We start from the raw sequence: 13,080 nt of genomic DNA on the forward strand, positions 1-13,080 counted from the left end.
CGCCCGGCGGGACGGGAATCGCCGTCAAGGGCGGCTGTCGGCTACTGCTCGCCCAGACCGGTGGCGTGTTGGTCCACCTCGATGTCCGAGCGCCGTGCGCCGGTGAATCGGGTGGGGCGGAAGGCTCTGAGGAGGTCTTGTTCCTGATCGGTCGCGATCTCGGTCGCGGCCAGCCGTCCCAGAATCGGCGCCAAGGTGACGCCGCTGTGCGAGACGAGGCAGTAGACGCGGGACTGCGTGGAGGCATAGCCGGCGACGGTGTGGCCGTCTGCGGGCAGGGACCGGATGCCGACGCGCAGGTCGATCTTCGGTGGCCGGCTCGGATCGTTCAGCAGAGCGGAGAACCGCCGCGCGAGGGTGCGTGCGATGTCGCCATCCACGGACGGAGGGTCTGCCGGATCGACGTCAGCGTTCAGATCGAGAGCTTGCAGGACGGTACGCCCGCCGGTCGCCGGGCGGAGGTTGAGGCCGGGGCTGTGGATCACGCAGCGCAGGTCGAGTTCCGGGTAGCTGGCGTAGCCGAGAAGGCCGACGGTCTGCGCTCCGCGACCGGCATCGGTCAGCATGGGAATGCCGATCCCGGCCTCTGCCGCGAGCCGTTGTGTCCAGCGGCCTGCCGCCAGGACGACTCGATCGCCCGTACAGACCCGGCCTCCGGCCAGGGTGACGGACACTCCGTCAGGCCGGTCATCGATGGCCACGACCTCGCCGATCGCGAACTTGGCTCCGTGCCGCTCGGCATCCGCCAGTAAGGCGCCCACGAAGAGATCCGGCAGAACGTATCCCTCGCTGGGAAAGTGTGCGATGGACGTGATGGTCGCCGGGATGCGGAGGTCGCCCGCGATCCGGGTTGCTTCATCAGGCGTGACCCACTGTGCGGGGTAGCCCAGGGACTGCAATCGTTCGACGTTGCCCGCGAGCCACTGCTCGTTGGCGGCGTCCGCCCACTGCAGTGCCCCGCTGGGGAAGTACGAAGGGGCGCCGGGCAGTTGCTCTGCGAGCCTGGCGTGCTCCTCAATCCCCGCGCAGTTGAGCCGGTGGTAGTCCGGGGCGAGCTTCCGGCTGGAGTTGGTCCAGGCGAAGGTGGTCGCGGTCGTACCCGCGCCGGCTCCCCACTGATCGAGCAGGAGCACGTCCGCGCCGACGACGGCAAGGTGCCTCGCGACGCTCACGCCCAGCACGCCGGCACCGATGATGATGACCTTCATCGTTCACGCACTTCCTTTCGGCAGGACAGGCTGCTCATGTGGCGGGTACGGGCAGCTCCACAAAGAACTCGGCTGTTCCCGGACGGACGAGGGTCGTGACCACCTCGACGACGCTTCCGTCGTCGGCACGCAGCTCCCTGCGTCTCATCAGTGCGGGCGTTCCGGTCTCGCTGTGCAGCAATGCGGCGTCGTGTTCGTCGAGGGTCACCGGGTCGAGGTAGAGCCGGATCGCATCGATCGGTACTCCTCTGCGCTGCAGGTACGGGAGGGTCACGACGTCTTCGAGGTTCTCGTTCAGAAGATCGGGGGCCACTGCGAAGAGAACGACGTGCCGCTCGACCGACTGTGGCTCTTCGCGTACGTCGAGCTTGCGGCGGACCAGCTCCACCACGGCTGTGTCGGCGGAGGCGCCGGGGAGAGCCAGGACGGCGTCTGCGGCCCTGACGATCCGCGCGGAAACGACGTCGTGTCTGCCCGGGGCGCCCTTTGCGGCTACCGCGGGGGTGATGAAGTTGAGCAGATTGATCTGCCGCTTCACGTCCGCGACAAACGTTCCGTGGCGCCGCAGGCGGATCGCCAGCCCTGCCTCGGCCAGGTCGTTGAGGACCCGTTGGGCCGTGGCCCGGCTGACGCCGTGCTGGGTGGAGAGGTCCTTCTCGGTCGGCAGCCGCGCGCCGGGAGGCAGGCCCCCGGCCCGGATCTTCGCTTCGATCTCTCGCCTGATCTGCACGTAGAGCGGCACGGTCATGGTGCGACCGTACGATTCCTCAATTGACCGGTCAATACCTCGCGGAGTCGACTCGCCCGTCGACTCGGCCGGCCGCGATGTCGCCGATGCGGGCGTGGACGCGCCGGGCGACGGTCCAAGATCGCTCAGGACCACGGCGGCTCCCGTCCCCTCGTCCGGGCCGGGGATCCCGTGGAGATCGCCTATGAGGCCGTCTGGGACAATGGCACCGCTCTCGCGGCCCCCTCCAAGCGGAGTCATTCGCAGGAATTCACTTCGGCGCCAAGGCATATCCGGCCAAGGCATTCCCCGGTCCCGGTCCACGAGACGGTCGAGAAAGGCACAGCACCATGACGAGCGCGGACACCGCCGTACTCGACGACCCGGTGGGCGAGTCGCTGCGCGGGCACCACGCTGGGCTTGCCCGTCAACTCGGGCGGGCCGCCACGTACTTGCCGGATGTCGCGACCTTCTCGGCGGTGTCCCCCGCTGCTGACTCGGCGGACTGGGCGGATCTCGCCAAGCTGCTCGGTCCGGGCGCGTTCGCCGACATGTTCAATTGCCCTGCGCCCCCGCCGCCAGACTGGGAGCCGGTCTTCGACCTCGAAGGCCGGCAGATGATCTGGCCCAGTGACCGACCCGGTCAGGCCGGTACCGACGGCGTGGTCGAACTGGGTGCGGCCGATGTGCCCGAGATGCTCGACCTCGTCGCGCGCACCCAGCCGGGACCGTTCTGGCCGCGCACCCACGAACTCGGCACCTATCTCGGCATCCGCACCAATGGCCGACTGGTGGCCATGGCGGGCGAACGGCTTCGGCCTCCGGGCTGGAGCGAGATCAGCGCCGTCTGTACGGCCCCCGAGGCACGCGGGCAGGGCCACGCCGTCCGCCTGGTGAACGCGGTCGCCGCACGCGTCCTGGCCCGAAACGAACGTCCCTTCCTGCACGTGGCCGAGACGAACACCGCCGCGATCGCCCTGTACGAACGGCTCGGCTTCGAGAGCCGCAGGCACGTGACCTTTCGCGGGTTCCGTACGCCGTAAGAGGCGGCCCTACGTCAGGCGCGCCCGAGCTCGGCCGCGCCGAACGAGACGTCGAAGCGGTCGCACCAGATGCTCACGCTGTTGTAGGTCGACGGGTCCACGTCACTGGGCAGGGCGTAGTTCTGGCTTCCCTTGTTGCCCTTCAGCTTGCCGAGGCTGACGTACTTCCCGTCGTCGAAGACGTGCCAGCCGGCCTTCCCCTCCTTCACCGGCGCATCGGTCAGCCAGACGCGCAGGTCCGGGCCGTTGCTGGTGTTGAGGTTCTCCAGCCGGACGACATGGGAGCCGTCGGCGAGCCGTACGAGCTTCACCGTGCCCGATGTCGTGTGCTCGTGGCTGATCAGCTCACCACTCGACAGCGTCTGCGGACCGGTGGCGCGAGAGGGCGACTCGGAGGGCTCGTCAGAGGGTTCCTCGGCGGGCGCAGGCGCCGCGGCGGGAGGAGCGGAGGTCTCCGTGACCCCGGGCAGATCCTCTTGGACCGTCTCGTCCTGCCACAGCTTCCACGGCTGGAACCAGTACAGCCCGAAGCCGACTCCGCCGACCGCCACCACCAGCACCGCGATGACCAACGGCCCCGTAAATACCTTGCGCACGCGCCCCATCCCCGACTCGCCTCCTGAGTGTGTGCCTGATCCTGCCCCACTCAACGGGAACGGGCGGCCGTCCCGCACCCCGCAGCCGATGACGGAATCCTTACGTCGCCCCGTCGCCCCGTCGCCCCACCGCACCCGGCTCAGCGGTGCTCAGGGTTGTCCGCCCCCGGTCGGCAACCGGCGTCCCACTCCGTGCGCTGGTTGCCGTGGGCCGGGATGCCGCCGGCACGCTTGAGCAGGGCCGCCAGGTGCATCACGTTCCAGGTCATGAACGCGGTGTTGCGGTTGGTGAAGTCGTTCTCCGGGCCGCCCGAACCGGGGTCCAGATACGACGGGCCGGGCCCCGCGGCGCCGATCCAGCCCGCGTCCGCCTGGGGCGGGATGGTGTAGCCGAGGTGCTGCAGGCTGTAGAGGACGTTCATGGCGCAGTGCTTGACGCCGTCCTCGTTGCCGGTGATCAGACAGCCGCCGACCCGCCCGTAATAGGCGTACTGACCCTGGGAGTTGAGCAGGCTGGAGCAGCTGTACAGGCGCTCGATGACCTGCTTGGTGACGGAGCTGTTGTCGCCCAGCCAGATGGGCCCGGCCAGTACGAGGATGTCCGCGGCCATCACCCGCTCGTACAGCGCGGGCCAGGCGTCGGTGGCGAAGCCGTGCTCGGTCATGTCCGGGTAGACGCCCGGAGCGATGTCGTGGTCGACCGCGCGGACGAGCTCCGTCGTCACCCCACGGGAGTCCATGATCGAACGGCTCTTGTCGATGAGTCCCTGGGAGTGGCTGAGCTGGGGTGACGGCTTGAGCGTGCAGTTGATGAAGAGCGCGCGCAGGTCGTCGAAGCGGTAACCGTCCTCAGCGGAGGGGGCGGGCTGTGCTGCCATGACGGGGCTCCTGGGGAGGCGAGCGGACAGGGTTGGAGGGGCGGGAGCCGGCACGCCCCGCGGCCCGGCGGCAGCGTCTCGCGAAACTCGGGCGTTGTCCCTCTGCGACGCACCAGCACATGGTGCTGTCCACCGGCATCCGAGAGCATCGGATGGCATCCGGCAGCTCGTCGTGCACTCGCCTCCCGCCTGGAGGATCCTGGGCACGGCAACAGGGCCCTGGGTCCGGGCCGGTCGAGGACAAGGCAGCAGCACGATGACGATCGACGTGTCCGCGGAGCGCGTGATCCGGCTCCCGCCCGAGCAGATCGCCGAGTACGCCATGGACTGGCGCCATGACGCCGAGTGGACCCAGGGCATCCGCACCGCCGAGCTGACCCGGGAGGCGGACGAGGGCGGCTTCGGCATGGGCGCCGAGGTCACACGTACGGCGTATTTCCTCGGTCGGCGCATCGACTACGTCCTGCGCGTCGCGGCGTACGAGCCGCCCCGTCTGCTGGACATGGTCTCCGTGGCCGGTCCGATGCCGATGCACGTCACCTACACCTTCGACGCGAACCCGAGGGGCACTCTCGCCGGCATTCGCGTCCAGGGCGGTGAAGGTGGTTTCTACCGGCTGGCCGCGCCGTTGTTGTCCCGCCAGGTACGCTCCTCCATCGGCAAGGACCTGCGCGACCTCGAGCACCGGCTCGTCGGACGTTAGGAGGAACCGTCATGGCGTACGACGAGGGACTGGCGGAACGGATCCGACACCGGCTGGGCGCTGATCCGGACATCAAGGAGCAGCGGATGTTCGGCGGTCTCGCCTTCCTGTGCCGCGGCAACATGGCCGTGTGCGTGAGCGGCGACGATCTCATGGTGCGGGTCGGCACCGACAACGCCGACGCTGCTCTGGCCCGGCCCGGCACACGCGTCATGGATATGAGCGGCCGCCCGATGCGCGGCTGGGTCCTCGTCGACGGGACCGCTCTCACGGAGGACGACGTCCTCGGCGGGTGGATCGACGAGGGACGCGCCTTCGCCGCGACCTTCCCACCCAAGTGATGCCTCGTCAGGGAGCGGCACTGAGGAGTACTCAGGAGTACTGAGGACTTACGCCTCAAGGCCGTCGGGCGAAGGCGACGAAGTTGGCGGCGAAGAACCTGATATCGCGCCTCTCGCGTTCCACCTTGCCGAACTCCTCGTCCCAGCGGGCGACGTCCTCCGGCGTGACCAGGCCTTCGGCGATCATCGCGTCGCGGGCGGCCCAGGCCGGACCGCGCATACCCGGTGGCGGCGTGATCACACTGATGTGGCCCTCAAAGGCGACGAGTTCCAGGCCGGCCGCGGTGAGCAGTTCATCGAGCCGGGTGCCGACGGTCAGGTCATTGCCGCGTCGGCGGTGCAGTTCGCGATACCGCTCGTCCATTTCGTCGTACGCCTCCGGGGCCCCGCGCAGCCGGAAGGAGTCGGCGTCGATGTCGACGAGGTACACGGCACCGCCGCCCGGCTTGGCCAGCGTGGCGAGGTGGTCGACGATCGCCTGCTCACGGCCACCGTTGTGGGCCAGGACATGCCGGAGCATCACGACATCGAAGGTGCCGTCGGGCAGCCCGGTGGCGTCGGCGGACCCTGTCGCCGTGCGCACCCGCACCCCGGATTTCTCGGCGAGGGCGGAGGCCACGGCCAGCGCGTCGCCGTCCCGGTCGACCGCCCACACCGCGCCGTCGGGACCGGCCGTGTCCGCCAGCCGCACGGCGATCGCGCCGGGTCCGCATCCCACATCCGCGATCCGCGCACCGGGAACCACTCCTGCGGCGGCCCACAGGTCACGTTCCCTCCCCTCGGCGACTTCGGCCATGAGCCGGTACCGCTCGATCTCCGCATCACTGAGGGCCAACGAATATTCGGACATTTCCATCGTCTCCGTCTGCTGAGAGAGACCGTCCATTTTGCCCAAGCATCGAAGTTCATGGGGGGCGGATGTAGCCGATCCGGCACCGACGGACGGCACCACCCGCCCGTACGCCAGAGGCGTACGAACGGACTGCCGGAGCTCCGGCAGCGACCGGCTCAGGCACCGCCCTCAAGCCCCGCACTCACGCATCGCGCCGCTTGAGCAGAACCGCCGCGCCCGCCAGGAGGACGACGAGGTACACGGCGAACACCGCCAGTCCGCCCCCGGGTGACAGCGCGTCGCCCTCCGTCTGCACCGCCATGATGGCGTTCCCCGCGCTCGACGGCAGGTACGGGCCGATGGCGTCGTTCCAGCTGCTGGGCAGCAGCTGGACCAGGCCGGGCACCACGAACAGTGCGCCCACCACGAGGGTGATCGCCCCGGCGGTGTGGCGCAGCAGGGACCCGACCGCCAGGCCGATCAGGCCGGCGCCGGTCAAGTAGACCGCCGCGCCGATGACCGCGCGGAACACGCCCGGATCCGACAGCGCCGCGGTGTCCATGTCGCGGGAGGACAGGACCGACTGGCCGAGCAGGAAGGCTCCCAGAGCCGCGATCAGCATGAGTACGAAGCTCACCGCGGCGAAGACGACCACCTTGCCCCACAGCACCGGCAGCCGGGCCGGCACCGCGGCGAGTGTGGCGCGGATCGTTCCGGTGGCGTACTCACCGGCGGTCATCAGCACGCCGAGCACCGCGATGGCCAGCGCGGCGAGCGTCACTCCGCCCAGGGTGATCGCGGTCGGGTCGCCGAAATCGTCCTCTCCGGGGCCCTCCCCCGAGCCGACCAGACTGCTGAACAGCAGCCCGAAGCCGACGAGGAGGCCCACCGTGATCGCCAGCGTCAAGGTCGTCGAGCGCAGCGACCGTAGCTTGATCCATTCCATGTGGATGACCCGCGGGAAGGTGACCCGTTGACGGTCCGCCGGCCGGGGGGCCGTGATGTTCGTGTCCTGCGGAGCGAGGTCTGTGGTGCTCATCAGTTCGTCCTTCCCGTCGTGACGGGCTCGGCGGAGGTGGCGTGGTATTCGACGGAGTCGCGGGTCAGCTCCATGAACGCCTCCTCCAGGGAGGCTTCCTGCCGGAACAGTTCATGGAGCACCAGGCCGGCGGCCGCGGCGCGTTCACCGATCTCGGCCGCTTCCAGTCCGGTGACATCCAGGACGCCGGGCTCGCTGGTGGAGACCGAGACGCCATCGCCCAGCAGCAGGGCGCGCAGGTCCGCGGCCCGCGGGGAGCGCACTCGTACGCTGCGTGTGGAGGACCCGGCGATGAAGTCGGCGAGCGGACCGGCGGACAGCAGCCGCCCGCGTCCGATCACGATCAGGTCCTCGGCGATCAGCGCCATCTCGCTCATCAGGTGGGAGGAGACGAAGACGGTCCGCCCCCGGTCGGCGAGATCTTTGAGCAGGTTGCGGATCCACAACACGCCTTCTGGATCAAGGCCGTTGACCGGCTCATCGAGCATCACGACCTGGGGGTCACCGAGCAGCGCCGAGGCGATGCCGAGCCGTTGCCCCATGCCCAGCGAGAAGCCGCCCGCCCGCTTGCGGGTCACCTCCGTCAGCCCGACCATGTCGATCACTTCCAGCACCCGCCGCTTGCCGATGCCGTTGCTCGCCGCCAGAGCCAGCAGGTGGTCATAGGCCGAACGCCCGGGGTGGATCGCCTTCGCCTCCAGCAGCGCCCCGATCTCGTGCAGCGGCGCCTTGTGCTGCTCGTACGGGCGGCCGTTGATACGCGTCGTACCGGACGACGGCCGGTCAAGGCCCATGATCATCCGCATCGTGGTCGACTTGCCCGCGCCGTTGGGCCCGAGAAACCCGGTCACCACTCCAGGGCGCACAGCGAAGCTGAGTTCATCGACGGCGAGCTTGTCGCCGTACCTCTTGCTGAGGTCGGTTACCTCGATCACAACAATCCACCTCACATCTTTTGAGGCTTCAAGGCTCTCGAGAAACGCGGGCTCGGGCGTCAGCCCACGGCGTGCACTGTGCGTACCACGACCGCAGTACGTCGTCGCCCGGGACAGCGACCGTGGGTTGATCCCGCCGATGTCGCAGTCTGCACCGCACAGTCCCTCGAGCCGGCGTGATCGGCACCACACGCCTCGGTGTGTTCAAAATTTGAAGCACAGGATATCGTTCAAGCATTCAAGCACCGAGCTTCACGTCTGAACCGCGCTCGTCCGATCCTCGAGGAGCCCCCATGCACGCCTCCCTCTCAGCAGGTCAGACCGTTCTCGGCAGTGCTTCGGTACGCACCCGGGTGACCATCCCGCTGCGTTTCCCCGACGGGTACGAGGTCACCGCCGAGGCCGTCACCTTCCACGGTCTGGCCGACGGCAAGGAGCATGTGGCGCTCGTCCTCGGCGACCCCGCGGCGGGCGCGGCACCGCTGGTGCGGCTGCACTCCGAGTGCCTGACCGGGGACGTGTTCGGATCGGCGCGCTGCGACTGCGGCCCGCAGCTGCGCGAAGCCGTGGAGCGCATCGCCGCCACCGGTGGCGTTCTGCTCTACCTCCGCCAGGAGGGCCGCGGTATCGGCCTCTACAACAAGCTGGACGCCTACGCGCTGCAGGACGCGGGCCTGGACACGTACGAGGCCAACACCGCGCTCGGACTGCCGGAGGACGCCCGCGACTACACGGCCGCCGCCCAGATGCTCGCCGCCCTCGATATCGCCGAGCTGGACCTGCTCACCAACAACCCCGACAAGGCTGGGCAGTTGAGGGACCTGGGCGTCGCCGTTCGCTTCATCCGGCGGACCGGTGTCTTCGCCACCGACGACAACGTCCGCTACCTGCACGCCAAGGCCCAGCGCACCCACCACACCATCGCGCTGCCCGACACGGCCACCGTCACCGCCCTGGTCGGCTGACCGCACCCGGGGCTGCGGGCCCCTCCGATCCCCTCATCCAGGAGTCACCCATGCCTTCCTCCCTCGCCCGCGTCACAACGGACGCCGCCCCGCGCTACGCCAAGCAGTTCGCCGCCCACTTCGGCCGCAAGATCCCCGTAGAGGAGACCCCGGACGGCGGCCACCGCCTCGCCTTCCAGGAAACCGAGGTCGTACTCCAGCCCGCGGACGACCACCTGCTGATCCGCGTCACCTCCCCGGACGGGAGCTCGCTCACCGCCATCCAGGACGTGGTGAGCAGCCATCTCGAACGCTTCGGCCGCCGCAACGAACTCACCGTCACCTGGGACGCCTAGCCATGAAGGCAGTCGTCATCACCGGATTCGGAGCCGAGCCCCGGCTGACCGACCTGCCCGTAACGCAGCCGGGCCCGGGCGAGGTGCTGGTGCGCCTGCACGCCGCCGCGCTCAATCCCTTCGACTGGAAGGTCGCCGACGGCGCCCTGAAGCACGCCGTCGAGCACGAGTTCCCGCTCGTCATGGGCTCGGACGGCGCCGGAGTGGTCGAGGGCATCGGCGCCGGCGTGACCCGCTTCCGGCCCGGCGACACCGTCTACGGCCAGTTCATGAGCGTCCAGCACGGGCGGGGCTCGTACGCCGAGTACGTGCTGGCCCCCGAGGACGGCAAGCTCGCCCGCACACCCGACAGCCTGCCGTTCCCCGTCGCCGCGGCGCTGCCCACGGCCAGCATGACCGCCTACCAGGCCATCGAGACGGCCCGGCTCGACACCGGGCACGTCATCCTCGTCAACGGCGCCTCCGGTGGCGTGGGCCAGTCCGCCGTCCAGTTCGCCGCCCTCCAGGGGGCCCGGGTGCTGGCCACGGCCGCCCCCGACATCGCCGGCCACCTCCGCGACCTCGGCGCCCACGAGACCATCGACTTCCACGCCGCACCCACCGCCCAACAGGTCCTGGCCGCCTACCCCGACGGCATCGACGCCGTCCTCGACCTGATCACCCCGCACGGCGGCGACACCGACTCCTTGGCCGGCCTGCTCAAACCCGGCGGCATCCTGGTCAGTACCAACGGCGCCGCCGACCCCGACGCGCTGGCCGCCCGAGAGATCCGCGGCGTCAACCTCTCCAACAACCCCAGCCGCGCAGAACTCGAGGCCCTCGCCGACCTCGCCGCCGCCGGCAAACTCCGCGTCACGATCGACGCCGAAGTCCCCCTGGCCGACGCCCCCGCCGCGGTGACCCGCGCCCGCACCGGACACTCCCGCGGCAAGACCGTCATCCTCCTCTGACCGGGCCGTCTACCCGCCGCTGCGGTATACGGCGATCTCGGTCAGCGTCGGGGTGTACTGCTCCGTCGCGATCTGCCGGTGAGCGCCACCCGGAGCCGGGAGGTCGTGACGCTGCCGAAGCCGGTCACGGAGCGGACGGCGTCCCACCGTTGCAGCTCGAAGAACTGCAGCGGTGGGTCAGTGCCGAGTCCGTGTACTCGTCCAGTTGAAGCTCTCTCCCGGATGACTCCGGGAGATTCTCCCCTGGATCGCTCCGGGGAGTTTGACAGGTCATGCCTGTCCGGCGACGACCCTTCCGCGAGAACACCGTGACGGTCCTCGAGCTGGAACGGCTCGGCGGATCCCTGGAGTTGCGGGACCGCCCCGAGCTGGGACCGCCGGAGGAGTATGTAGAGGAGTTCGACTGAGCACCTCCGGCGGTTTGAGAGGGTTGGGTTCGTGGGGGTTGGGGTGCGTGTTTCGACTGCGGCCCCGTCGTGGGTGGTCGTGTAGTTCCCCAGCCCCGCCCCTTCCCGAAACTGGGGCTGCGCCCCAGACCCCCTGCCTCCGGCGGGTGGGTGGGTGCCTACCGGGGTGGGGGTGACACGTTGTGTCGCGGCTGCGGGTGCATTGCGGCTTGTCGCGCAGTTCCCCGCGCCCCTGACGGGGCGCTCCTGGAGCCGTCCGCCATCATGCTCACCAGCCACCATGCTCGCCAGCCACCACGCACTCACCCCCAACTACCCGCAGCTTCCCGTCGGCGGGAGGGGACGTGGGCCGGTGCGTCCTATGCCCGTCGCTTAGCTTCGGTCTGGGCACACCAGAACCCTGTACCAGCAAGGGGCCGTATGCCCCGTTGGCGACGGGCTGACGCACCGGACCGCGGCCCCGCACCCACCAACCACCTCAGGGGCGCGGGGAACTGCGCGACCAGCCACAGCGCACCCGCACCCGCCCCACCGCCGGAGGCAACCCGCGGAGCCTTGCGTTCTCCCAACGCTCACCCCCCGTTGGGCAAACGACCAAGCCTCTGCTCCTAGGGTGACACCCGCCGCCCCCTCGTTCGTCGCATCGTTTCGTCGCATCGAGAGGACCCCCATGTCAGCCAAGCCCGCTGGAAGACCCACCAGTTCCGGTCCGGAACGACGTACCCTCCTGCGCGGAGCGGCCGTGGCCGCCGCCGCGTCCGTACCGTTCCAGGCCCTCGCGGCGCGAACCGCGGCAGCCGCGCCGGTCAAGCTGGAATTCGACGCCGGATACGGCCCATTGCGCCCGGTCAAGGACCAGGCGACTGGCCTGGAACTGCTGCAGCTGCCGCGCGGCTTCGAGTACATCTCCTACGGCTGGACGAACGACCTCATGGACGACGGGGTACGCACCCCGGGCTCGCACGACGGCATGGCGGCCTTCCGGTACGACGACAAGGTCCACATCGTCCGCAACCACGAGCGCGGCGCCGGACCGGCCTTCACCGCCCCGGCCTACAACCCCGAGGCCGGCGGCGGGACCACCACGATGGCCTTCGACCCGGACGCCGGCATATGGCTGGAGTCCTACGGCAGCCTTGGCGGCACCATCCGTAACTGCGCCGGCGGTCCCACCCCGTGGAACACCTGGCTGACCTGCGAGGAGACCTTCTCCACGACGGCCGGCAAGCGCCACGGTTACATCTTCGAGGTGGCATCGGAAGGCAAGGGCAACCCCGAGCCGTACAAGGCAATGGGACGGTTCAACCACGAGGCCATCGCCATCGACCCGGCGACCGGCTACGTCTACGAGACCGAGGACCGAGGCGACGCCTCCCTGTACCGGTTCGTGCCGGCGGTACCGGGCGACCTGTCCAAGGGCGGCCGGCTGGAGGCCATGCGCATCGGCGCCGCGACGTACGACACCCGCCTCGACGGGGAGAAGGCGTACGGCACCGTCTCCTGGGTGCCCGTGGACGACGTCGACCCGGCGACGGACACGGTGCGGCTCCAGGCTCAGGCGAAGGGCGCCGCCGTCTTCAGCCGCCTCGAGGGCGCCTGGTACGGGAACGACCGCATCTACGTGATCACGACCGACGGCGGCCCGGCCCGCCAGGGGCAGGTCTTCGAACTCGACCCGGCTACCGACGAGTTCCGGGTGCTCTTCGCCTCCCCCGGCGCCGACGTGCTCAACGCTCCGGACAACATGTGCGTCAGCCCTCGCGGCGGCCTGGTGCTCTGCGAGGACGGCGGCGGCACCGAGTACGTCCATGGACTGACCACGGAGGGCGAGATCTTCCGCTTCGCCGTCAACAACGTCGACCTGCGCGGCGGCACCGCGGGCAAGAACGTCCCGGCCGCCGACCACAGGGGCTCCGAGTGGGCCGGATCCGTATTCGAGCCGAAGAACGGCAACTGGCTGTTCGTCAACATCCAGACGCCCGGCATCACGTTCGCGATCACCGGCCCCTGGGCCCAGGGCGCGCTCTGATCCCTCCGTAGGGCACCGTCTGCCCGCAGGGCTGCCGGACCGGAGTCAGAACCGGTCCGGCAACGCTCACCCGGTGGCCCGGCTGCCACGAG

General features: G+C 69.6%; 15 protein-coding genes. 8 read left to right on the forward strand and 7 right to left on the reverse strand.

The features are described from left to right. Positions 1 to 41 precede the first annotated feature (41 nt). Positions 42 to 1,208: an NAD(P)/FAD-dependent oxidoreductase gene (locus ACQEVY_RS02960; protein WP_432944474.1), complete on the reverse strand. Its 1,167-nt coding sequence runs from the start codon at positions 1,206 to 1,208 to the stop codon at positions 42 to 44. A 34-nt stretch (positions 1,209 to 1,242) separates the two neighbouring features. After that, positions 1,243 to 1,956: a GntR family transcriptional regulator gene (locus ACQEVY_RS02965; RefSeq protein ID WP_432944476.1), complete on the reverse strand. Its 714-nt coding sequence runs from the start codon at positions 1,954 to 1,956 to the stop codon at positions 1,243 to 1,245. Between the two features lie 329 nt (positions 1,957 to 2,285). On the opposite strand from ACQEVY_RS02965, the gene ACQEVY_RS02970 reads away from it, so the two are divergent. Further along, a complete protein-coding gene (locus ACQEVY_RS02970) occupies positions 2,286 to 2,978 on the forward strand; it encodes a GNAT family N-acetyltransferase (protein ID WP_432944478.1) in 693 nt (230 codons plus the stop codon). A gap of 14 nt (positions 2,979 to 2,992) precedes the next feature. Here the strand turns inward: ACQEVY_RS02970 and ACQEVY_RS02975 are convergent, their stop codons facing one another. Both ACQEVY_RS02975 and ACQEVY_RS02980 read right to left on the reverse strand, forming a co-directional pair. Further along, positions 2,993 to 3,583 (reverse strand): DM13 domain-containing protein, encoded by a 591-nt coding sequence (locus ACQEVY_RS02975; protein WP_432944480.1) that lies wholly within the window; start codon positions 3,581 to 3,583, stop codon positions 2,993 to 2,995. A 131-nt stretch (positions 3,584 to 3,714) separates the two neighbouring features. Next, positions 3,715 to 4,452 carry a flavodoxin family protein gene (locus ACQEVY_RS02980; RefSeq protein ID WP_432944482.1) on the reverse strand — a complete coding sequence of 246 codons (738 nt, stop codon included), beginning with the start codon at positions 4,450 to 4,452 and terminating at the stop codon, positions 3,715 to 3,717. Between the two features lie 256 nt (positions 4,453 to 4,708). On the opposite strand from ACQEVY_RS02980, the gene ACQEVY_RS02985 reads away from it, so the two are divergent. Both ACQEVY_RS02985 and ACQEVY_RS02990 read left to right on the forward strand, forming a co-directional pair. Beyond that, positions 4,709 to 5,155 (forward strand): SRPBCC family protein, encoded by a 447-nt coding sequence (locus ACQEVY_RS02985; protein ID WP_432944484.1) that lies wholly within the window; start codon positions 4,709 to 4,711, stop codon positions 5,153 to 5,155. Positions 5,156 to 5,166: 11 nt separating this feature from the next. Continuing rightward, positions 5,167 to 5,496, forward strand: a complete 330-nt coding sequence (locus ACQEVY_RS02990) for a TfoX/Sxy family protein (RefSeq protein ID WP_432944486.1) — start codon at positions 5,167 to 5,169, stop codon at positions 5,494 to 5,496. 55 nt (positions 5,497 to 5,551) lie between these two features. On the opposite strand, the gene ACQEVY_RS02995 is transcribed toward ACQEVY_RS02990, so the two are convergent. The 3 genes from ACQEVY_RS02995 to ACQEVY_RS03005 all read right to left on the reverse strand — a co-directional run bounded on the left by ACQEVY_RS02995 (position 5,552) and on the right by ACQEVY_RS03005 (position 8,302). Continuing rightward, positions 5,552 to 6,346: a methyltransferase domain-containing protein gene (locus ACQEVY_RS02995; protein WP_432944488.1), complete on the reverse strand. Its 795-nt coding sequence runs from the start codon at positions 6,344 to 6,346 to the stop codon at positions 5,552 to 5,554. Positions 6,347 to 6,530: 184 nt separating this feature from the next. Continuing rightward, positions 6,531 to 7,367, reverse strand: a complete 837-nt coding sequence (locus ACQEVY_RS03000; protein ID WP_432944490.1) for an ABC transporter permease subunit — start codon at positions 7,365 to 7,367, stop codon at positions 6,531 to 6,533. Continuing rightward, on the reverse strand, positions 7,367 to 8,302 hold the full coding sequence (locus ACQEVY_RS03005) for an ABC transporter ATP-binding protein (RefSeq protein WP_432944492.1): 936 nt from the start codon (positions 8,300 to 8,302) through the stop codon (positions 7,367 to 7,369). Before ACQEVY_RS03005 ends, ACQEVY_RS03000 begins: the two co-directional genes overlap by 1 nt. A gap of 293 nt (positions 8,303 to 8,595) precedes the next feature. On the opposite strand from ACQEVY_RS03005, the gene ACQEVY_RS03010 reads away from it, so the two are divergent. The 5 genes from ACQEVY_RS03010 (at position 8,596) to ACQEVY_RS03030 (ending at position 12,988) form a co-directional block, all read left to right on the forward strand. Next, positions 8,596 to 9,267: a GTP cyclohydrolase II gene (locus ACQEVY_RS03010; protein WP_432944494.1), complete on the forward strand. Its 672-nt coding sequence runs from the start codon at positions 8,596 to 8,598 to the stop codon at positions 9,265 to 9,267. A gap of 50 nt (positions 9,268 to 9,317) precedes the next feature. Then, on the forward strand, positions 9,318 to 9,602 hold the full coding sequence (locus ACQEVY_RS03015; RefSeq protein WP_432944496.1) for a DUF2218 domain-containing protein: 285 nt from the start codon (positions 9,318 to 9,320) through the stop codon (positions 9,600 to 9,602). A 2-nt stretch (positions 9,603 to 9,604) separates the two neighbouring features. After that, positions 9,605 to 10,552, forward strand: a complete 948-nt coding sequence (locus ACQEVY_RS03020; RefSeq protein ID WP_432944498.1) for an NADP-dependent oxidoreductase — start codon at positions 9,605 to 9,607, stop codon at positions 10,550 to 10,552. 272 nt (positions 10,553 to 10,824) lie between these two features. After that, positions 10,825 to 10,959, forward strand: coding sequence for a hypothetical protein (locus ACQEVY_RS03025; protein ID WP_432955659.1), 135 nt, complete (start codon positions 10,825 to 10,827; stop codon positions 10,957 to 10,959). 670 nt (positions 10,960 to 11,629) lie between these two features. Next, positions 11,630 to 12,988 carry an alkaline phosphatase PhoX gene (locus ACQEVY_RS03030; RefSeq protein ID WP_432944500.1) on the forward strand — a complete coding sequence of 453 codons (1,359 nt, stop codon included), beginning with the start codon at positions 11,630 to 11,632 and terminating at the stop codon, positions 12,986 to 12,988. The last annotated feature ends 92 nt before the right edge of the window (positions 12,989 to 13,080 follow it).

Origin of the sequence: Streptomyces sp. CA-288835, from assembly GCF_050936385.1 — a bacterium.
GTDB lineage: Bacteria > Actinomycetota > Actinomycetes > Streptomycetales > Streptomycetaceae > Streptomyces.

Coding starts and splice junctions, on each gene's coding strand:
- ACQEVY_RS03030 (WP_432944500.1), top strand. CDS start 11,630: ATGTCAGCCAAGCCCGCTGGAAGACCCACCAGTTCCGGTCCGGAACGA.
- ACQEVY_RS03010 (WP_432944494.1), top strand. CDS start 8,596: ATGCACGCCTCCCTCTCAGCAGGTCAGACCGTTCTCGGCAGTGCTTCG.
- ACQEVY_RS02985 (WP_432944484.1), top strand. CDS start 4,709: ATGACGATCGACGTGTCCGCGGAGCGCGTGATCCGGCTCCCGCCCGAG.
- ACQEVY_RS02965 (WP_432944476.1), bottom strand. CDS start 1,956: ATGACCGTGCCGCTCTACGTGCAGATCAGGCGAGAGATCGAAGCGAAG.
- ACQEVY_RS02970 (WP_432944478.1), top strand. CDS start 2,286: ATGACGAGCGCGGACACCGCCGTACTCGACGACCCGGTGGGCGAGTCG.
- ACQEVY_RS02960 (WP_432944474.1), bottom strand. CDS start 1,208: ATGAAGGTCATCATCATCGGTGCCGGCGTGCTGGGCGTGAGCGTCGCG.
- ACQEVY_RS03000 (WP_432944490.1), bottom strand. CDS start 7,367: ATGAGCACCACAGACCTCGCTCCGCAGGACACGAACATCACGGCCCCC.
- ACQEVY_RS03020 (WP_432944498.1), top strand. CDS start 9,605: ATGAAGGCAGTCGTCATCACCGGATTCGGAGCCGAGCCCCGGCTGACC.
- ACQEVY_RS03015 (WP_432944496.1), top strand. CDS start 9,318: ATGCCTTCCTCCCTCGCCCGCGTCACAACGGACGCCGCCCCGCGCTAC.
- ACQEVY_RS02995 (WP_432944488.1), bottom strand. CDS start 6,346: ATGTCCGAATATTCGTTGGCCCTCAGTGATGCGGAGATCGAGCGGTAC.
- ACQEVY_RS03025 (WP_432955659.1), top strand. CDS start 10,825: ATGCCTGTCCGGCGACGACCCTTCCGCGAGAACACCGTGACGGTCCTC.
- ACQEVY_RS02975 (WP_432944480.1), bottom strand. CDS start 3,583: ATGGGGCGCGTGCGCAAGGTATTTACGGGGCCGTTGGTCATCGCGGTG.
- ACQEVY_RS02990 (WP_432944486.1), top strand. CDS start 5,167: ATGGCGTACGACGAGGGACTGGCGGAACGGATCCGACACCGGCTGGGC.
- ACQEVY_RS02980 (WP_432944482.1), bottom strand. CDS start 4,452: ATGGCAGCACAGCCCGCCCCCTCCGCTGAGGACGGTTACCGCTTCGAC.